The organism is Aestuariibaculum sp. YM273 (assembly GCF_030908365.1).
Classification (GTDB): Bacteria; Bacteroidota; Bacteroidia; order Flavobacteriales; family Flavobacteriaceae; genus Aestuariibaculum; species Aestuariibaculum marinum.
Genome location: NZ_CP133090.1, coordinates 1,643,883 through 1,665,113, shown reverse-complemented (window position 1 = coordinate 1,665,113; position 21,231 = coordinate 1,643,883). Strand labels below are relative to the sequence as shown.

Below are 21,231 nucleotides of genomic sequence, written 5' to 3'. Positions count from 1 at the left end.
GTCGTTTAATTATTTTCTTTGTTGAAATATGTTAAACGACTTTTTTTAAATTAAAAAATATATGGAATCTACAGTAAAAGTTACAGCAGCAGAGGTTAACAAATTAAGACAAGCTACTGGTGCAGGAATGATGGATTGTAAAAAAGCTTTAGTTGAAGCTGGTGGAGATTTTGATAAGGCAATTGAAGTTTTACGTAAAAAAGGACAAAAAGTAGCAGAAAAAAGAGCTGACAGAGATTCTTCTGAAGGTGCTGCTGTTGCTAAATTAAACGCAGACCAAACTGCTGGTGTTGCTATCGTTTTAGGATGTGAGACTGATTTCGTAGGTAAAAACGAAAACTTCGTAAAATTAGCTAACGATTTAGCTGAGCTTGCTCTAAACTATAACACTAAAGAAGAATTCTTAGCTGCAGACTTTGGAGGTCTTACTGTTGCTGATAAATTAGTTGAGCAAACTGGTGTTATTGGTGAGAAGCTAGACATCACGTCTTTCGAAAAACTAGAAGCTCCTTACGTTGGTGCTTACGTTCACATTAACAAAATCGCTGCTTTAGTTGGTTTATCTGCAAAAGTAGATAACGCTGAAACTTTAGTAAAAGATGTAGCTATGCAAGTAGCTTCTATGGGTGCGACTACTTTATCTTACAAAGATTTCGATCCTGCTTATGTTGCTTCTGAAACTGAAGCTAGAATTGCTGTAATCGAAAAAGATAACGAAGAGTTAGCACGTTTAGGTAAAACACTTAAAAACGTACCTAAATACATCTCTATGTCTCAATTAACTCCTGAGGTATTAGCGCAAGCTGAAGAAGATGCAAAAGCACAATTAGCTGCTGAAGGTAAACCAGAAAAAATCTGGGCTAACATCTTACCAGGTAAAATGGATCGTTTTGTTTCTGATAACACCACTCTTGATAAAGAAAAATGTTTATTAGACCAAAACTTCATTAAAGATGAAAAATCTACTGTTGCTAAATATGTAGCTTCTTACGGTGACGTTGAAATCGTTGATTTCAAAAGAGCTTCTGTAGGTTAATCTATTTAACAACAAAAATATAAAACCATTGTGCTTATAGTACAATGGTTTTTTTATACACAAATCTTAAGTTTTTAAATTGCCTAAAAAATTCACTTTAGCAATTTAAGATATTGATTATATTTGCACAACCTGAGTAAACAAATAAATGAAATACAAAAGAATACTCCTTAAATTATCTGGCGAAGCTTTAATGGGAGATCGCCAATATGGTATAGATCCAGAACGTTTAGCCGAATATGCAAACGACATTAAACAAATTACCGATAAAGGTGTAGAAGTTGCCATTGTTATTGGTGGTGGAAACATTTTTAGAGGTGTTGCCGGAGCAAGTAACGGTATGGATCGTGTACAAGGAGATCACATGGGAATGTTAGCCACAGTAATTAATGGTCTGGCATTACAAAGTGCCCTGGAAGATGCCGACATACCTACAAGATTACAATCCGCTATTAAAATTAACGAAGTAGCCGAACCTTTTATTAGAAGAAGAGCTATACGTCACCTTGAAAAAGGTCGTGTGGTTATTTTTGGTGGAGGTACAGGAAACCCTTATTTTACAACCGATTCTGCAGCCGTTTTACGCGCTATAGAAATTGAAGCCGATGTAATTTTAAAAGGAACTCGTGTTGATGGTATTTACAATGCCGATCCTGAAAAAGACGACAAAGCCACTAAATTTAATTTCATATCTTTCGATGATGTTTTAAGAAAAGGCTTAAAAGTTATGGATACTACGGCTTTCACCTTAAGTCAAGAAAACCAGTTACCAATTATCGTATTCGATATGAATAAAAAAGGAAACCTTTTAAAAGTGGTTTCCGGCGAAAAAGTTGGTACCGAGGTTAACCTATAACATTTGGCGCAATTTTTGAAACATTGATTTTACTTAAAAGCTAAAAACATGAACGAAGACATTCAATTTATACTAGACACTGCAAAAGAGTCCATGACTAATGCTATTAAGCACTTAGAAAAAGCATTTGTAAACATTCGTGCAGGTAAAGCAAGTCCTGCTATGTTAGGAAGTGTTATGGTAGATTACTACGGGGCTCAAACACCATTAAGCCAGGTAGCTAATGTTAGTACTCCTGATGGTAGAACGATTACCGTACAACCATGGGAAAAAAATATGCTTCAAGAAATTGAGCGTGGTATTATGATTGCTAATTTAGGTTTTAACCCAATGAACAATGGTGATACTATTATTATTAATGTACCCCCTTTAACTGAAGAACGCAGACGCGATTTAGCAAAACAAGCTAAAGCTGAAGCTGAAGATGCTAAAATTAGTATTAGATCGGCTAGAAAAGACGCTAATAACGATATTAAAAAGTTAGACGACGTTTCTGACGATGTTAAGAAAAATGCTGAAATCGACGTACAACAAATCACCGATAAGTACGTTAAAAAGATTGATGATATTTTCGATGTGAAAGAAAAGGAAATCATGACTGTATAATATTAAAAAGCGACATCAAGTCGCTTTTTTTATAAACCTGAAGCTTTTTAGCTGCAACTATGTTAAAGCATGTCTTTCTTATTTTTTGTTTTTGTGCTTCCTCCCTGTTGCAGGCACAATCGTTATCTTTAGACACCAACAAAACGGTGAAAGATTCGCTAAAACGTAAAGCTTTTATCGAGCATTTAGGCAATGGCTATTTCCCAACAAAATACTTCAATTTCGATTTACGTTACCTTATCAAATACAATCAATACGAGGCCTTACGAACCGGGCTTGGAGGTATTACTAACGACGCACTATCAGAATCTTTTCGTGTAAACGGTTATCTTGTTTACGGATTCGGGGACGACAAATTTAAATATAGTGTCGGTGGAGCTTATCGTTTAGCCGAAAAAACAAATACCTGGATTAGCGCTTCATATACCGACGATTTACAGGAAACAGGAAGCACCAAATTTTTAACCGATAAACGTTTTTTTCAATTTTTTGAGCCGAGACTTCTTAACATAAGCTTATTTCATGCGCATGTAACAAAATCTATTGGTTTAGAGCATCAAATAACTCCTAAGATTTTATCAGAATCTGTATTCTCTATCAGTCGTATAGACCCAACATATAATTACACATACGTTGTTGGAGACACGTCGTTTAACGAATTCGATATTAGTTCGGCTAAATTCGCATTACAATGGAGCCCGTTTAGCATATATGAAGACTCAAGACAAGGTTTAAAAGAAGTTAAAAAAGGGTTTCCAAAGTTTACCGTTCAATACACCAAAAGTTTTAAGGATGTTTTTAAAAGCGATTTTAATTTTTCAAAATTAGATTTCAGAACCATCTATCAATTTGGCGATGAGAAAGCAAGCTACTCACAAATCGCACTAGTTGCCGGTATTGCTAATGGAGATGTTCCTTTAACCCATTTATACCACGCTTACCCTAACAATATTAACAAGGAAACCATTTTACAACGATTTTCCGTCGCTGGTATTAATAGTTTTGAAACCATGTATTTTAATGAATTCTTTTCAGATAAATTCACAACGGTTCAATTTAAACACTACCTGAAACCTTTTAATATTTCCCCAAAATACAAACCACAAATGGTGCTAATTATGAGATATGCTTTAGGAAATATGGACAACCCCGACCGTCATCAAAATATTAGCTTTAATACTTTAGATAAAGGATATACCGAATCGGGTTTTGAGCTTAATAAATTACTTTTTGGTTTCGGTTTAAGCTTTACTTACAGATATGGTGCATATCACCTTCCGAATATCGCAGATAATATTGCTTTTAAGTTTACATTTAACGTCTCTTTATGAGGTAATACACTTGTTTTTCCTACCTTTGCCCAACTTTTATTTAAGGCATGCTTAAACTTTTTACAAAACACTTTTGGGACGTTGTTGCCCGACTTATTTTACGTAATAAAATAGGGATATTAGTTAGTATTGTTGCTATTACGGTTTTATTTAGCACTCAATGGAAAAACATGCGTTTTTCCAATACTGAGGCTAATTTATTACCAGATGACCACGAGGTTAATGTTAAGTATAACGAGTTTTTAAACATCTTTGGAGAAGAAGGCAACCTAATTATTCTTGGCGTTAAAGATTCTACGCTTTTAACTGTCGGAAAGTTAAACGCATGGAACAATCTGGCTCAAGATTTTAAAAAATACGACGAGGTTGAAACTGTTGTTTCGGTAAAAGACTTACAGAAATTAGTTAAAGACACCACACACGAAAAGTTTACCTTAGAACCGTTTATTAAAGATTCTATTTCATCTAACGAGCAAATTGAATCTCTGGAATACGAGCTGTTTAATAAATATCCGTTTTACGATAATGTGCTATTCAACAAGGAAACTAAAACCATTAGAACAGCCATATACTTAAAAAAAGACATTGTAAACACCTCTATTAGAAAAGACTTTGTTGCCAACACTTTAGAGCCAACGGTAAGAGCATTTTCTGAAGCTAATAATTTAAACGTTCGCATTTCCGGAATGCCTTATATACGAACTTTAAATGCACAAGTTATTGTTAGTGAAATTGGCTGGTTTGTTGGTGCTGCATTATTAGTAACATCGGTGATTTTCTTTTTCTTTTTCCGTTCCTTTAGAGCCACTTTTATTTCACTTATCGTTGTTAGCATCGGTGTGATGTGGACCTTAGGAATCCTCGGAAGCCTTAACTATGAAATTACCGTACTTACAGCTTTAATTCCGCCACTTATTATTGTCATCGGAATTCCAAACTGTATTTTCTTAATTAATAAATACCAAAATGAAGTAAAAAAACACGGTAATAAAGTAAAATCGTTACAACGTGTCATTACCAAAATCGGTAATGCGACTTTAATGACAAATATTACTACGGCTTCTGGTTTTGCAACCTTTATACTTACCGAAAGCACCTTATTAAAAGAATTTGGTATCGTAGCCTCGTTAAGTATTTTGGCCATTTTTGTATTGTGTTTATTAATTATTCCAATTATATACACCTTTTTACCTTTCCCTAAAGATCGCCACTTAGAACACTTAAACAAACGCTGGATTGGTGGTTTTGTAGACTGGATGGAACGTATGGTAAAGCAAGAACGTATTGCCATTTACTGTACAGGTTTAGTATTACTTATTGTGAGTATTATTGGGATTTACCAAATAAAAATTACGGGGAGTTTAATTGAAGACATGCCTCAGGATTCCGATTTCGTTAGTGATATTCGTTTCTTCGAAAAAGAATTTAATGGCATCATGCCTGTTGAAATTATGATAGACACCAAACGTAAAAAAGGAGTTATGAAACTAGCGACTTTAAAACGTATGGATGAATTACAAGAGGTCATCAACGAAATTCCTGAACTATCAAAACCTATTTCTGTAGTAGACCTGGTAAAATATTCTAAACAAGCCTACTATAACGGCAACACGAAATATTACCAGTTACCAACAAGCCAGGAAAACAGTTTTATTCTATCCTACGCTAAAAATTCATCATCGAATGTCGACTTACTTAAAAACTTTGTAGACAGCACAGGGCAATACGCACGTATTACAACGTTTATGAAGGATATTGGTACCGAAAAGATGGAGCGTATTGAGGAAAATCTTCAAACCAAAATAGACAAACTATTCCCGGGAGAACGTTATGCCGTTACCATGACTGGTAAAGCAGTAGTTTTTCAAAAAGGAACAAAATATCTGGTTAAGAATCTGGTAATTTCATTGTCGCTGGCTATTATTTTAATAGCTCTTTTCATGGCCTATATGTTTAGGTCGTTTAGAATGATTATTATTTCATTAATACCAAACTTATTACCACTATTAGTTACGGCTGGTTTAATGGGGTATTTAGGCGTTCCAATAAAGCCATCAACTATTTTGGTATTTAGTATTGCCTTTGGTATTTCGGTAGACGATACGATACATTTCCTGGCAAAATACAGACAAGAGTTACAAGCCAGGCACTGGAAAATAAAACCTTCCGTTTATGGTGCATTGCGTGAAACCGGGGTGAGTATGTTTTATACTTCCATTGTACTGTTCTTTGGATTTTCGGTATTTACCATTTCCAGCTTTGGTGGAACAGTTGCCTTGGGTGCTTTAGTTTCAACTACGCTGTTATTTGCCATGTTATCGAACTTATTACTACTGCCTTCGTTATTATTATCGTTAGAACGCAGTATTGCCAATAAAGAAGTTTTAAAAGAGCCTTCAATAAATATTATTCCGGAAGAAGACGACAACGACGAATAAGCACGCCTCTTGGTTTTAATATAAGCAGGCTAAATTTTATATTTACATTATTAATTTTAATACCTATGAAATCATATACCGTTTCAGAATTATTATCTCAAAATACAACTCCTAATACTGAAGTTGAAATTAAAGGTTGGGTAAGAACCTTTAGAGCGAATCGTTTTATTGCTTTAAACGACGGATCGACTTTAAGTAATATTCAATGTGTAGTTGATTTTGAAAATTTTGATGAAGCCTTATTGAAGCGCATTACCACCGGTGCTGCCGTTCACATAAAAGGAGACTTAGTTGAAAGTCAAGGAAAGGGACAAACTGTTGAAATACAAGCTACATTTGTTGATGTGTTAGGAGATTCAGATCCTGAAACTTACCCTATTCAGCCTAAAAAGCATTCGTTCGAATTTTTAAGAGAAAATGCACACTTACGCACCAGAACAAATACATTCAGTGCGGTGATGCGTCTGCGTTCGGCTTTATCTTTTGCCATTCATAAATACTTTAACGAAAACGGTTTCTATTATATGCACGCACCTATTATTACAGGTAGTGATGCAGAAGGCGCTGGAGAAATGTTTAAAGTAACGAGCTTAGATTCTAAAAACCCACCTTTAAACGACGCTGGTGAGGTCGATTACACTAAGGATTTCTTTGGTAAAGAGACCAACTTAACGGTTTCTGGTCAGTTAGAAGCCGAAACCTATGCGATGTCTTTAGGTAAAGTATATACCTTCGGTCCAACGTTTAGAGCAGAAAACTCGAATACATCTCGTCACTTAGCAGAATTCTGGATGATTGAGCCTGAAGTTGCCTTTATGGATTTACCAGGTAACATGGATTTAGCCGAAGACTTTATGAAATCGGTTATTCAATACGTTTTAGAACATAATAAAGAAGATTTAGAGTTTTTAGATAAGCGTTTACAAGACGAAGACAAGAAAAAACCACAAGCTGAGCGTAGCCCAATGACTTTAATTGAAAAATTAAAGTTCGTTACCGACAATAACTTTAAGCGTGTAAGCTATACCGAAGCAATCGATATTTTACGTAACAGTAAACCAAATAAAAAGAAGAAATTCAAATACATTATCGACGAGTGGGGTGCAGATTTACAAAGTGAGCACGAGCGTTACTTGGTAGAAAAACACTTTAACTGTCCGGTAATTTTATTCGATTATCCTGCCAATATTAAAGCATTCTACATGCGCTTAAATGACGATGGTAAAACCGTTCGTGCTATGGATATTTTATTCCCTGGTATTGGTGAAATCGTTGGTGGCGCTCAACGTGAAGAACGTCTAGATGTGTTAAAACAAAAAATGGCAGCCATTGATATTCCTGAGGAAGATCTTTGGTGGTATTTAGACCTTCGTAAATTTGGAACAGCCGTACACTCTGGATTTGGTTTAGGCTTCGAGCGTTTAGTCATGTTCGCAACAGGTATGACCAATATTAGAGACGTAATTCCGTTCCCTAGAACACCTCAAAACGCCGAATTTTAGAAAACATTAATTTAATGGTTACACATCAGTAAAAGTTTTTTTACTTTTATCTTATACCAAATCACAAGATGCTCAAGCAACATTTACAATTTAAATTATCGCAAAAGCTGTCGCCGCAACAAATTCAATTGATGAAATTGATTCAGTTGCCAACGCAGGCTTTCGAGCAACGTGTAAAACAGGAATTAGAAGAAAATCCTGCTTTAGACAGTGGTAAAGATTCTGGTGACAATGATTTTGAAAATGATTTCGACAACTCTAATGATGAGTATAACGATAATGAAACCATTGGAAATGATGACATTAATGTTGATGAATACCTAAGTGATGATGAAATTCCTGATTATCGCATGCAGGCTAATAATTACAGTAGCGATGATGAAGAAAAAAGCATGCCTTACGCTGCAGGAATGTCATTTACGCAACACTTAATCAATCAACTTAACACCTATAGATTAGACGACGAAGAACGTGACATTGCCGAATTTTTAGTTGGTAGTGTTGACGAAAGCGGATACATTCGTCGTTCTCTTTCGGATATTATGGACGACCTGGCATTTACCCAAAACGTTTATACTAGCGAAGAGAAAATAAACAGCGTATTAAAAATTGTTCACCAGTTAGATCCTGCAGGTGTTGGAGCTAGAAATCTGCAAGAGTGTTTAAGCATACAATTGCATCGCAAAGACAGAACACCTGATACCGAATTGGCTATTGATATTATCGATAATGCTTTCGAACAGTTCACGAAAAAGCATTACAATAAACTATTACAAAAATTTGATGTTACAGAACTGCAACTCAAAGATGCCATTCATGAAATTGAGCACCTTAACCCAAAACCTGGAGGATCTTACGCTGGTAATAACCGTATAGTAGAACATGTGGTTCCCGATTTTGCAATTAGAATTGTTGATGGCGAACTGGAATTGACACTTAACGGCCGAAATGCTCCAGAACTGCATGTATCGAGAGGATACAACGATATGTTAAAGGGCTATAAGGAATCTAAAGAGAAATCGAAATCACAAAAAGATGCGGTCCTTTTTATCAAGCAAAAGTTAGATGCCGCCAAATGGTTTATTGAAGCTATAAAGCAACGTCAGCAGACTTTATTTGTAACCATGAGTGCTATTATGCATTATCAGGAAGAGTATTTCTTAACTGGAGATGAACGTACCTTAAAACCAATGATTCTTAAAGACATTGCAGACGAAATTAACATGGATGTTTCCACGGTTTCAAGGGTTGCAAACAGCAAGTATGTCGACACCCCTTACGGCACCAAGCTGATTAAAGATTTCTTCTCTGAAGCCATGAAAAATGATCAAGGTGAAGATGTTTCAACACGAGAAATCAAAAAAATATTAGAAACTGTCATTGAAGAAGAAAACAAGAAAAAACCCCTAACCGACGAAAACTTAGCCTCCATTTTAAAAGAAAAAGGCTATCCTATTGCTAGGCGTACGGTTGCAAAATACCGAGAGCAACTTGATATTCCCGTTGCCCGCTTACGCAAAAAGATATGATGGATAAGATTTTAAAAAGTATTTCGTTTGTTTTTCATCCGCTAATAATGCCTGTACTGGGTGTTATTTTTTACTTTTCAAAATCACCACGTTTTATTCCACATGAAATTATACAGGCCAAATTAATTTCGCTTTTTATTTTAACCATCATTCTACCTATTCTTCTATATTTTTTACTTAGGACTTTAGGTAAAGTAGAGTCCATTTACATGCCTACGGCCCAAGAACGCATTTTACCATTAGCTTTAAATTGTATTGTTGTTATCGTAATATTACAACGCATTTTAACGCCTAATCAAATTATAGAACTGTACTATTTCTTTTTAGGCATATTAATTTCCTCTATGACCTGTTTAATGTTAGCGGTCTTCAAGTTTAAGGCCAGTATTCACATGATGGGGATTTCAGGTGTTTTTATGTTTTTTATCGCACTAAGTATCCATTTTAGCATTAATATTAATGGTACTCTAGCTTTAATGAGTGTTATTACCGGCGCTATAGCTACCTCTAGATTACATGCAAATGCACATACGTATATGGAGTTAATTTTAGGTCTTTTTGTGGGTGCACTTCCGCAATTGCTATTAGTAAATTATTGGCTATAGAATATAAAACATCAAGCCTATTTTAATGTTATTCATATCAATATTTTGCCCATTAATTTGATTGTCTTTGGCAAAAATAGGAGACAAGGCATAATACAGATAGGCATTCCAGGTATTATATCCAAAACTAAGGGTAAAGCCGTACTGAAACTTTTCGAATCCTTTTACATTTGTGTAGTGAACATCACCTAAATCACCCCTGTACTTCACTCGGTTTCTAAAAATATACCCTAGTTTAAAGCCCGTATAAATTCGCCAGAATTTATATTCCTCAGGTGTTGATGATCGCCATCTAAACTCAATAGGTAATTCAACGAGATGATTACTAAATTTATTTTTGGTGTACGACCCACTTTCTAAGATAATATCATAAGTCATTATCTGATTTTCATCTTGTCTAATATGCAGATTATGATAAAAAGAGTTAGCAGAATAGCCAAGTCCTAATCCCAGCGCTACATTTCTGCGTGGATTTAAGGGCATGTCTTTTATAAAACCCAAATGAATTCCGTTAGAAAACCCATTTTGAGAGAGGTCTATGGGACGATTACCAAAAAGATTATATGTTACGCCAATATAAAACTGATCTTCCTTGTAAAGCGAATCTACAACCTTTTCTAAGGGCTCCTGAGCTAACATTTGCTGATAACCGATAACAAAAAATATAAAAAACAACATACTGCTTCTCATACGACACAATTTAGACCTCAAATTTTATTAGTTATAAATTTATGATAAATCCAATACTCTAAAAAAATAAAAGCGTTTTGATTACTCAAAACGCTTTTAAATATAAAATTAAGAATTAAAATCTATTCACCTACTACGCTACCTTTTTTAGTAGTGTAGTTAATTTTTAGCGCATTTACTTTACGTAATTCTTTCTTAATATCACTTACTAATCCCATGTTAGCATCACTATCTACTTTTAAAGCAGTAGTTAAAAATGGAACTAGTTCTTCTCTTTTTGATGCGCGCTCTGCTGCAATAAAAGCCGCAATTTCGCTAACATCAGCAAATTTATCATTCAGCTGAATTTTAGCCGCTGTACCATATTGTTTAGAATAATTTTCACTTGGTTTACCTGCATAAATATACATTACCAAATCTTTTTTATCTAACTTCTCAACCTGATCAGCAAATGGCAAATTATTTTCAACCATTAATGTATTTTGCCTCATTACGGTTGCCACCATAAAGAAGAATAATAACATAAATACAATATCGGGTAGCGATGCCGTTGATATTGCCGGCATATCGCCGCTTTTTTTCTTATTAAATTTAGCCATAAAATGTTAAATTTTAATTTATTGTACTTCTGAAAGCTTTTGAGGATAATCTAATTTTATCTGCTCAATTTGCTCTTTCAACTTGGTTTTATTTCCTGGCCAATTTACATCGTCATAATTAGCTTGCATTTCTGCGAATGAGATACCGTATTGAGATTTCGCTCTACGATCTCTTAAAACATTGTATGCAGCAACTAATTCGTTTTGTACTGCGATATATGTTTTATACGTGGTTTCACGTTCGTTTTTCAAAGAAATAATAGCTTTATCTGGATTATCAGATGAATCAGAATCCTTTTTACCGTTACAATAACTACAAGAACCGTCGCCACCATTATCTAAGAACTCGATTGCTGCTTGTCTAAGATCTTTAATTTCCATTATTTCATCTTCTACAAGTAACTGATCTTTTCCATTTAATAAAACTTCAAAGATGTTCTTCTTTTTAATTGTTGGCGGCTGAACGTTTTCATCTTCCATAGGTGGTAACTTACGGTTGATTCCTGCATCTGTTTCAATAGTAGTAGTTACTAAGAAAAATATTAACAGTAAAAACGCGATGTCGGCCATGGAGCCTGCATTTACTTCTGGAGCTGCTCTTTTTGCCATATCTTATTTTTTTATTTGTGTAATAATTTTTTAACTGTTGAAAGCAATGTTGCTCCAATAGCAGTAACCGAAAGGATATAAAAAGCAATTAAACCAGCACCTACATTTTTAGAGATCGCTTCGGTTATACCTAATCCTTTTGCGTTAAACTGAGCTAAATCTAAATCTGTTCCAGACGAAATTCCGTAAGAGATTAAGAGTACAGCTACAAATAAACCTACAGTTAATAAGGTCTTTTTAATATTGCCTGCGAACAGACCTTTTACAACGTATATAACGATTAATGCCAATACAATGAAAAGCACAGTATAAGTAACAAAAAGAATGTTATCTATTAGCCCTTCAGAGTCTGAGGTCATAATCATTAGTGCCAGAATAGCACCAGCGATCCCCAGAGCATACGCTATATATTTTAGAATTGTATGTAATTTCATAATTCGAGTTTTGTTTTATTATTACTTTTTGTTTCTGATTAATAGATCCATTAACGTAATAGAAGCGTCTTCCATACTGTTAACGATGCTATCAATCTTAGCAATAATATAGTTGTAGAATACTTGAAGAATCATCGCTACAACAAGACCGAATACTGTTGTTAAAAGTGCTACTTTAATACCACCAGCTACAAGAGATGGTTGCATATCACCAGCTGCCTCAATTTTATCGAATGCCGCAATCATACCGATTACCGTTCCCATGAATCCTAACATAGGTGCTAATGCGATAAATAATGAAATCCAAGACACGTTTTTCTCTAATTGTCCCATTTGAACACCACCGTAAGCTACAACAGCTTTCTCAACCGCGTCTAAACCTTCATCAGTTCTATCTAAACCTTGGTAGTAGATAGAGGCAACAGGCCCTTTAGTATTTCTACAAACTTCTTTAGCAGCTTCTACTCCACCTGAGCTAAGAGCATCTTCTACTTCTTGAGTTAATTTTTTAGTATTTGTTGTTGAAAGATTTAAAAAGATAATTCTCTCGATAGCAATTGCTAAACCTAAGATTAAACATAAAAGTACAATCCCCATAAATCCAGGACCACCCTCAATAAATCTCTTTTTTAATTCTTGATGAAAAGTAAGCTCTTCAGCAGGAGCGTCCTCTTCAGCTTGCGCAGTTGTTACAGTAGTTGTAGTCACTGCAGTTGTGCTTGCATTTGTAGTTGCATTAACAGTTCCAAAAGCCATCATTCCAGTAATGGCAAGGATAGAAAATAATCTTTTCATGTTCTAGATCTTAATTTTATTAGTTAAAGTGTTAAAGATATAAAAAAAATACAATTTAAAAATATATTTCAGCAGAGAGGAAGGGATTCGAACCCTCGATACGCTTTTGGCGTATACACACTTTCCAGGCGTGCGCCTTCGACCACTCGGCCACCTCTCTGTGTTTTTATTAGATGCACTTTTTTTCGGGGGGTCAAATAACAAAAAATTCTTTGAACCTTAAAATTTTAACCGTTAATTTTAAGTCATTTCTCCACTAAAAGTGGTTTCGATCACAGTTTTGAAGATTTTACCTTATTTAACCCAAGTGTTTTATCCCGAATTATGGTCTTAAAAGTGAGAATATAATTAGTTGGCCTTAGTAAAACTGTTCATTAATCGATTTTTCACTTTAACTCATTTCTCCTCTTAAAGGTGTTTCGTAAGCTGTTTTAAAAACGTTACCTGAAACATTTTGCCCCAACATATACATTAACTTACAAAGGGCAGCCTCTGTTGTTAAGTCTTTACCAGAAATAACACCGATATTTTTAAGTTCGTTACTTGTTTCGTAATGTCCCATCATAACACTTCCTCCGGCACATTGTGTTATATTAACAATATGAATACCTTTATTAACAGCATCTTTAATTGCCTGTAAAAACCAAGATTCCGTCGTAGCATTTCCAGCTCCATAGGTTTCAATAATTACAGCTTTTAAATCTTCTGTGTTTAAAATGTTCTGAAAAACTTTAGATGACATTCCGGGAAAGACCTTTATAAGTGCGATATTCGTATCTAACTTTTTATTCACCTGAAACACTTTCTTTAAGTTTGGTTGAAATAAATATTCGTTATTCACTTTCAAATGAACACCCGATTCTGCCAACGCCGGGTAATTAAATGAGGTAAATGCCTGAAAATGTTCTGCATTTATTTTAGTAGTCCGATTAGCTCGATATAGTTTATATTCAAAATACAAACACACCTCTTTAATAGCAGCTTTACCTTTTTCCTGAAGTGAAGCGACCTGAATAGACGTAATTAAATTCTCTTTTGCATCGGTACGCAAATCTCCAATAGGCAATTGCGAGCCCGTAAACACAACCGGTTTTGCTAAATTTTCTAACATAAAACTTAAAGCTGACGCGGTGTAACTCATAGTATCACTTCCATGTAGTACTACAAAACCATCGAACGCTTTATAATGGCTTTCTATAATTTCGGCAATCTCTACCCAATACTTGGGATTCATATTACTGGAATCTATTGGCTCGTCAAACGATACCGTATCGATATTACAATCTAATAATTGCAGTTCAGGAATTTGCTTCAACAGATTTTTAAAATTAAACGCTTTAAGTGTCCCTGTTTTAGCATCTTTAACCATACCAATGGTACCACCAGTATAAATAAGTAATATGTTTGGTTTTGATGTACTCATTATATTGAAGCCTTTAAGTTAAATACCAAATATGTCTTTAGAGTTTTGTGTGGTAATATCTGCAATCTCTTCTTCATTCTTATTATATAAAAGTGAGAGCTTTTCTAAAACCTTAATTATATAAGCACTTTCATTTCGTTTTCCGCGGTATGGTGTTGGAGACAAATAGGGCGCATCGGTTTCTAAAACAATATGCTTTAATTCAATCTCATTTAAAAACTTATCAATTTTACCATTCTTAAAGGTAGCGACCCCACCAATTCCCAATTTCATATTATACGATATCGCCTTTTGCGCTTGCTCTAAAGTTCCTGTGAAACAATGAAAGATTCCGAATAAATCGTCTCCCTTTTCCTCCTCCAAGACCTCAAAAATTTCATCAAAGGCCTCTCGACAATGAATCACTATAGGCAATTTATATTGTTTGGCTAATTGGATCTGATGTTTAAAAGCAATCTTCTGAATTTCTAAAGTACTTTTATCCCAGTACAAATCGATACCTATTTCGCCAACGGCATAAAAATGTCGAGCAGCCAGCATCTCTTCAACATGCTTTAATTCTTCTTCGTAATTCTCCTTAACATGGGTTGGATGCAACCCGGTCATTAAAAACATGTGATTAGGAAAATCCTTTTCTAGTTGTAACATAGACTCGGTGTAGGTCGAATCGATTGCCGGAATAAAAAAACGTGAGACACCTTGATCAATTGCTCGATTTATCATCTCGTGTCTATCATCATCAAAAGCCTCACTATATAAATGTGTATGTGTATCTGTAATAATCATGCGGTAAAAATAAAAAAGTCAATACTTTTAATAGCTGTCTTTTAGTTAATTTTAGGGGATAGAGATTTATCTTACCTTAATTTGTTTTTTAGCTATTTTAACGCTAGTATCCCACTATTTATAGTACTTTTAGGCCATAATAATGGATTATGGAAGGTACATTAGGAGAATTTCTTCTTAATAAGGGATACACCAAAGTAAAATTAAGGTTTACAAAAACCAATCACTTTGAAATTAAAGCAACATTAAACGGCGTAAAAGGACGTTTTATTTTAGACACTGGAGCTTCTAACTCCTGCGTTGGATTTGAAGCCGTAAACACCTTTAACTTAAAGGTAAAAGATTCTGAAATTATGGCTGCCGGTGCAGGCGCTATAAACATGGAAACGAAAATGTCTAAAAAGAATAAACTTAAAATTGGACGATGGAAACAAAACAAGGTTGTTTTGGTACTTTTCAACCTTAGCCATGTCAATACTGCTTTAATTAATCACAACTCAAAACCCGTTGATGGAATTATTGGCGCAGACATTTTAAAAAAATCGAAGGCTATAATAGATTATGAAAAAAAATACATCTATCTGAAACTAGAAAATTAGTATATTTACCTTACCAAACTAATAGCAGAGAATACTCCCTTTTATTAAATGACGCCATCTATAATTATAGCAGATGACCATCCTCTTATGCTTAGAGGTATGTCTGATTTTTTAACATCCAAAGGATTTGACATCGTTGGTAGTGCACAAGATGGTAATGCCGCCTACAATCTTATCGTAAAATTAAAACCCGAGATTGCTATTTTAGACATAAGGATGCCTCATAAAACGGGGTTAGAAATTGCCGAGGCCTGTAAAAAGAATAACCTTCCAACAAAAGTTATCTTAATTACTTTTGACAAAGAAGAAGAACTTTTCGATCAAGCCAAAGCATTCAACGTATATGGCTATATTTTAAAGGAGTTTGCTGTTGAAGAAATTGAAACCTGTATTTCTCATGTTATTAAAGGTGAACCTTATTTTAGTGAAGAAATCGCTTCTTATTTAAACATAAACAATCACAGCCAAAGACCGAAGAATTTAGATTTACTTACCAAATCGGAATTAAAAATCGTGAAATTGGTTGCTGAAAATAAAACCAGCCAAGACATTGCTAACGAACTATCTATATCAATTAGAACAGTAGATAAACACAGGAGTAACGCAATTAATAAACTAGAGTTAGATGATAAACCTACATCTCTTGGCATCTGGGCAAACAATCATAAAACATTCCTATAAAAATAAGTAGAACTGCGTATTTTTTATATGCAAAACACTGTTTATCTTTACAGTGCTATTAATTAATTCTTAGGGAGGATTATACGAGAGGCTCTGGACTTTATTGTTTGGAGCTTCTTTTGTTTTGAACAATCCACTTTCCAACTAAAAAATAAGTAGAACTGCGTATTTTTTATATGCGAAACACTGCTTATCTTTACAATGCTATTAATTAATTCTTAGGGAGGATTATACAGGAGGCTCTGGACTTTATTGTTTAGAGCTTCTTTTGTTTTAAAAAAGCCTCTTTTTAACTCAAAAATAAGTAGAACTGCGTATTTTTTTTCTCACAATTCGTTTTTAATTTTATACCGCTATTAATCAGTGTCTAAAAGGGAATTACATATAAACTCTGTGTCTTAGTATACAGAGTTTTTTAACCAAACACAAAAATCACTAAATACCTCCAAACATGGAAAAGAAAAACGAATACCTCAACAAATACTTCGTCATTGGTCTAGCGACGCTAGTAGTAATCGTGATCGCAATAAACGTTTTAGTTTTATTTTAGTTAGTTTTTTAGTTAAATAAAAAAGTACTAGTGATTCACTAGTACTTTTTTTTATTTTGAAAAAGCAATTAACTTATAATTCTAATGCTTTTTTTATGTCGTTATTCATTAATAACTCTACCGGATTCTCGATAGCCTCTTTAATTGCCACTAAGAACCCTACACTTTCTTTACCATCAATAATTCTGTGATCGTAAGATAATGCTACGTACATCATTGGATGAATTTCAACGTTACCGTTTACAGCGATTGGACGCTCGATAATGTTGTGCATTCCTAAGATACCACTTTGTGGAGGGTTAATAATTGGAGTAGATAACATACTACCGAATACACCACCATTAGTAATAGTAAAGGTACCACCTGTCATTTCATCAACAGTTATTTGACCATCACGAGCACGTAAAGCTAAACGCTTCACTTCAGATTCTACACCTCTAAAGCTTAAGTTTTCAGCGTTACGAATAACAGGTACCATTAATCCTTTTGGTCCTGAAACAGCAATACTAATGTCACAGAAATCGTAAGACACCATTTCTTTTTCATCAATCATTGAGTTTACCGCAGGATACATTTTTAATGCTCTAACCACAGCTAAAGTAAAGAAACTCATAAACCCTAAACCAACACCATGTTTGGTTTTAAAGGCTTCTTTATATTCATTTCTTAATTCGAAAATAGGCGTCATGTTAACTTCGTTAAACGTTGTTAACATAGCGGTTGTGTTTTTAGCTTCCACTAAACGCTCTGCTACTTTACGACGTAACATAGACATTTTAGTTCTTGAAGTACCACGGTTTCCTCCAGAAGGTGTACCCATTGAAGGGACAGCTTTTACTGCATCTTCTTTAGTTACACGTCCGTCTTTACCTGTTCCAGAAATTGAAGCTGCCTCGATACCTTTTTCAGCTAAAATCTTTTTAGCTGCAGGACTCGCTGAACCCGTTGCATAGGTTTTAGTTTCAGCTGCAGCAGGAGCTGGAGTTTCAGCTTTAGGAGCTTCTTCTTTAACTTCAGCTTTTGGCGCATCGCTACCTTCTGGTTTTTCTGCGCTGGTATCGATTAAACATACTACTGCGCCTACGGCAACAGCATCACCTTCTTCAGCTTTTAAGGTAATAGTTCCACTTACTTCAGCAGGCAACTCTAATGTTGCTTTGTCACTATCAACCTCAGCAATAGCCTGGTCTTTTTCTACATAATCACCGTCTTCTACCAGCCATGTTGCTATTTCCACTTCTGTAATGGATTCCCCTGGCGAAGGCACTTTCATTTCTAAAATCATTATCTTATAATTTTAATTGAATTTTTTACTTTATTATATAACTAGTTATTATCGAAAACAGCATTGATAACGCGTCGCTGTCTACTCTTATCACGCGTACTTGATCCTGGTGCAGGCACCGAGTTGTAAGGTCTAGCATAACATGCTAATTTAACCAAATCCATACGTTGCGCCATGTGCATCCAAGCCCCCATATTCTTAGGTTCTTCCTGCGCCCATGCATACTCAGTTACATTTGGATAACGGTTAATAACTTCCTGAATCTTATCTAAATGAAGTGGGAACAACTGCTCTAATCGCACTAATGCCACATCTTCTTTTCCTAACTCCTCACGCTCTGCTAATAAATCGTAGTAGAATTTACCTGTACAGAACACCAGTTTTTTAACATTCTCAGGATTTATTGTATCGTCAATAACTTCCTGGAAAGTTCCTCCAGCCAATTCATTAATACTTGAGATAGCTTTAGGGTGACGTAATAAACTCTTAGGCGTGAAAACGATTAATGGTTTTCTGAAGTTACGTTTCATTTGACGACGTAACAAGTGGAAGAAGTTTGCAGGTGTTGTACAGTCTGCAACAATCATATTGTCCTCTCCACATAACTGTAAATAACGCTCCATTCTCGCCGAAGAGTGCTCAGACCCCTGACCTTCGTATCCGTGAGGTAATAATACCACAATACCATTTTGCGCTTTCCACTTATCTTCTGCAGCCGATAAATACTGGTCGAAAATAATTTGTGCACCATTACTAAAATCACCAAACTGTGCTTCCCAAATGGTTAAGGTATTCGGGTTCGCCATAGCATAACCATAATCGAAACCTAACACCCCGTACTCTGATAAGAAAGAGTTGAAAATAAACATCTCTCCTTTATTCTCTGGATTGGTGTTTAATAGATTGATACGATCTTCTGATATCTCGTCACGTAAAATAGCGTGTCTGTGACTAAACGTTCCACGCTCAACATCCTGACCTGAAATACGCACATTGAAACCTTCTTCAAGCAAACTTCCGTAAGCTAATGTTTCAGCCATACCCCAGTCTAAAGTATCGGTTTCAAAAACCATTTTCGCACGACCTTCTAATATTCTTTCAGCTTTACGCACAAACTTAACACCTTCTGGAACGGTTGAAACCACTTTAGAAATACCTTCTAATTTTTCCTTTGCATAAGTTGTATCAGTTGGTACCAACATACCGTCTAATTCAGAACGCTCAAAACCTTCCCAACGCTCCTGCATAAACTCTCTTACTTTTGAAGACTCAGCTTCTCTTGCTTTAGTGTATTCCGATTCTAACGTTCCTTTAAACTCATCTACAATACCTTTTTTATAAGCCGCATCAATTGTATTTTCATTAATTAGCTTACTTGAATAAATATCAAACGGATTATTATGCTTAGCAATTGCTTTATATAACTTAGGCTGAGTGAAACGTGGTTCATCACCTTCGTTATGACCATATTTTCTATATCCTAATAAATCAATATAAACGTCTTTTTTATAACGCATCCTGTAGTCTAATGCTAACTCTACCGCGTGAACTACCGCTTCGGCATCATCAGCATTTACGTGTAGTACTGGAGATAAAGTCACCTTAGCCACATCGGTACAATAGGTACTAGAACGTGCATCTAAATAATTCGTGGTAAAACCAATCTGGTTATTTACAACAATATGTACGGTTCCTCCTGTTTTGTAACCAGCTAGCTGACTCATTTGTGCAACCTCATAAACAATACCTTGTCCTGCAATAGCCGCATCACCATGAACTACAATCGGGATGATTTTAGAATCGTCACCATCATAATCATTATCAATCTTAGCACGTGTAATCCCTTCGGCAACAGACGCTACTGTTTCTAAATGCGATGGGTTTGGCACTAAGTTCATTTTAATATTCTTACCGTTCTGGTATGTTTTATCTAAAGTTAAACCTAAGTGATACTTAACGTCTCCATCGATATTTTCATCTTCAAAATCTTTACCATCAAATTCACTAAACAATTCATGCAACGGTTTTCTAAAGATATTCACCAATGTACTTAAACGTCCACGGTGTGCCATTCCTAGTACACATTCTTTTACACCATATTTTTCTACAGCATAAAACAACACGTTACTAATAGCTGGAATTAAAGACTCCCCTCCCTCTAGAGAGAAACGCTTTTGTCCAACATATTTAGTTTGTAAGAAGTTTTCGAAAGTTACCGCCTGATTTAATTTTGAAAGAATATACTTTTTCTTTTCTGCATCAAAACTTGGCTGGTTATCATTAGAGTTTAATTTACCTTGCCACCAAGCAATTACTTCTGGGTTACGTAAGTACATGTACTCAACCCCTACCGAGCTACAATAAATTTTATCTAAATGCACCAATATTTCACGTAATGGTTTTGCTCCAATACCTAAAACATCACCTGCATTAAAAACAGTATCTAAATCGTTTTCGCTTAAACCGAAATTCTCTAAAGCTAAAGTTGGCGTGTAAGATCTTCTGTCACGCACTGGGTTTGTTTTGGTAAACAAGTGCCCACGCATTCTATACCCATCAATAAGCTGCAGAACTTGAAATTCTTTTTGAAGATATTCTGGCATTTGTGCCGAAACACCGTCTACAATCTCTCCTTCTAAACCGTAGTTCTCGCTTCCAAAATCGTACCCTTGAAAAAAGGCTCTCCAACTTGGTTCTACGGCATCAGGGTTCTGTAAATATTGATCGTATAATTCAGCAAAGTATGCTGTATGCGCTGCGTTTAAAAAGGAATATTTATCCATTATAATATTTAATTCACTATCAATTAGTCAAATTTACCGGCAAAAATACAACTTTTGCGAATATTAGGTGTTTAATTTGCTATATTTATGATTA

General features: G+C 35.1%; 19 protein-coding genes and 1 tRNA gene. 10 read left to right on the top strand and 10 right to left on the bottom strand.

Annotated elements, in window-relative coordinates; translation table 11 throughout:
• The first annotated feature begins 61 nt into the window (after positions 1-61).
• The 8 genes from tsf to RBH94_RS07120 all read left to right on the top strand — a co-directional run bounded on the left by tsf (position 62) and on the right by RBH94_RS07120 (position 9,903).
• Positions 62-1,036 carry a translation elongation factor Ts gene (tsf, locus tag RBH94_RS07155; RefSeq protein ID WP_307883001.1) on the top strand — a complete coding sequence of 325 codons (975 nt, stop codon included), beginning with the start codon at positions 62-64 and terminating at the stop codon, positions 1,034-1,036.
• A 148-nt stretch (positions 1,037-1,184) separates the two neighbouring features.
• Positions 1,185-1,892, top strand: coding sequence for a UMP kinase (gene pyrH / locus RBH94_RS07150; RefSeq protein ID WP_188224099.1), 708 nt, complete (start codon positions 1,185-1,187; stop codon positions 1,890-1,892).
• Positions 1,893-1,940: 48 nt separating this feature from the next.
• Complete coding sequence (gene frr / locus RBH94_RS07145; protein WP_307883000.1) at positions 1,941-2,498, top strand: ribosome recycling factor; 558 nt, start codon at positions 1,941-1,943, stop codon at positions 2,496-2,498.
• Between the two features lie 59 nt (positions 2,499-2,557).
• Positions 2,558-3,829: a hypothetical protein gene (locus RBH94_RS07140; RefSeq protein ID WP_307882999.1), complete on the top strand. Its 1,272-nt coding sequence runs from the start codon at positions 2,558-2,560 to the stop codon at positions 3,827-3,829.
• A gap of 47 nt (positions 3,830-3,876) precedes the next feature.
• Positions 3,877-6,267: an RND family transporter gene (locus tag RBH94_RS07135; RefSeq protein WP_307882998.1), complete on the top strand. Its 2,391-nt coding sequence runs from the start codon at positions 3,877-3,879 to the stop codon at positions 6,265-6,267.
• Between the two features lie 65 nt (positions 6,268-6,332).
• A complete protein-coding gene (asnS, locus tag RBH94_RS07130) occupies positions 6,333-7,769 on the top strand; it encodes an asparagine--tRNA ligase (protein WP_307882997.1) in 1,437 nt (478 codons plus the stop codon).
• A gap of 68 nt (positions 7,770-7,837) precedes the next feature.
• A complete protein-coding gene (rpoN, locus tag RBH94_RS07125) occupies positions 7,838-9,298 on the top strand; it encodes an RNA polymerase factor sigma-54 (RefSeq protein ID WP_307882996.1) in 1,461 nt (486 codons plus the stop codon).
• The gene (locus RBH94_RS07120) at positions 9,295-9,903 is read left to right on the top strand and encodes a hypothetical protein (RefSeq protein WP_307882995.1); all 609 of its coding nucleotides are present in this window, start codon (positions 9,295-9,297) and stop codon (positions 9,901-9,903) included. Before rpoN ends, RBH94_RS07120 begins: the two co-directional genes overlap by 4 nt.
• Here RBH94_RS07120 and RBH94_RS07115 read toward each other — a convergent pair.
• From RBH94_RS07115 to RBH94_RS07080, 8 genes are all read right to left on the bottom strand, one after another.
• Positions 9,898-10,593, bottom strand: a complete 696-nt coding sequence (locus RBH94_RS07115) for a porin family protein (RefSeq protein WP_307882994.1) — start codon at positions 10,591-10,593, stop codon at positions 9,898-9,900. The two genes, RBH94_RS07120 and RBH94_RS07115, sit on opposite strands and share 6 nt — an antisense overlap.
• A gap of 122 nt (positions 10,594-10,715) precedes the next feature.
• Positions 10,716-11,192 (bottom strand): biopolymer transporter ExbD, encoded by a 477-nt coding sequence (locus RBH94_RS07110; protein ID WP_188224092.1) that lies wholly within the window; start codon positions 11,190-11,192, stop codon positions 10,716-10,718.
• Positions 11,193-11,210: 18 nt separating this feature from the next.
• On the bottom strand, positions 11,211-11,801 hold the full coding sequence (locus RBH94_RS07105; protein WP_188224091.1) for a biopolymer transporter ExbD: 591 nt from the start codon (positions 11,799-11,801) through the stop codon (positions 11,211-11,213).
• An 11-nt stretch (positions 11,802-11,812) separates the two neighbouring features.
• The gene (locus tag RBH94_RS07100; RefSeq protein WP_307882993.1) at positions 11,813-12,235 is read right to left on the bottom strand and encodes a hypothetical protein; all 423 of its coding nucleotides are present in this window, start codon (positions 12,233-12,235) and stop codon (positions 11,813-11,815) included.
• A gap of 21 nt (positions 12,236-12,256) precedes the next feature.
• Complete coding sequence (locus RBH94_RS07095) at positions 12,257-13,030, bottom strand: MotA/TolQ/ExbB proton channel family protein (protein ID WP_188224089.1); 774 nt, start codon at positions 13,028-13,030, stop codon at positions 12,257-12,259.
• 72 nt (positions 13,031-13,102) lie between these two features.
• Positions 13,103-13,190 (bottom strand) — tRNA-Ser (locus RBH94_RS07090).
• Between the two features lie 231 nt (positions 13,191-13,421).
• Entirely contained in the window at positions 13,422-14,453 is a 1,032-nt protein-coding gene (locus RBH94_RS07085) for an asparaginase (protein WP_307882992.1), read from the bottom strand.
• A gap of 18 nt (positions 14,454-14,471) precedes the next feature.
• Positions 14,472-15,239: a TatD family hydrolase gene (locus RBH94_RS07080; protein ID WP_307882991.1), complete on the bottom strand. Its 768-nt coding sequence runs from the start codon at positions 15,237-15,239 to the stop codon at positions 14,472-14,474.
• A gap of 149 nt (positions 15,240-15,388) precedes the next feature.
• Between RBH94_RS07080 and RBH94_RS07075 the strand changes: the two genes are divergently transcribed.
• Positions 15,389-15,838, top strand: coding sequence for a retropepsin-like aspartic protease (locus RBH94_RS07075; RefSeq protein WP_188224086.1), 450 nt, complete (start codon positions 15,389-15,391; stop codon positions 15,836-15,838).
• Positions 15,839-15,886: 48 nt separating this feature from the next.
• Complete coding sequence (locus tag RBH94_RS07070; RefSeq protein WP_188224085.1) at positions 15,887-16,519, top strand: response regulator transcription factor; 633 nt, start codon at positions 15,887-15,889, stop codon at positions 16,517-16,519.
• A 623-nt stretch (positions 16,520-17,142) separates the two neighbouring features.
• On the opposite strand, the gene odhB is transcribed toward RBH94_RS07070, so the two are convergent.
• Together odhB and RBH94_RS07060 are read right to left on the bottom strand one after the other, a co-directional pair.
• Positions 17,143-18,354: a 2-oxoglutarate dehydrogenase complex dihydrolipoyllysine-residue succinyltransferase gene (odhB, locus tag RBH94_RS07065; protein WP_307882990.1), complete on the bottom strand. Its 1,212-nt coding sequence runs from the start codon at positions 18,352-18,354 to the stop codon at positions 17,143-17,145.
• A 41-nt stretch (positions 18,355-18,395) separates the two neighbouring features.
• Positions 18,396-21,137, bottom strand: a complete 2,742-nt coding sequence (locus RBH94_RS07060; RefSeq protein WP_307882989.1) for a 2-oxoglutarate dehydrogenase E1 component — start codon at positions 21,135-21,137, stop codon at positions 18,396-18,398.
• Positions 21,138-21,231: the final 94 nt, after the last annotated feature.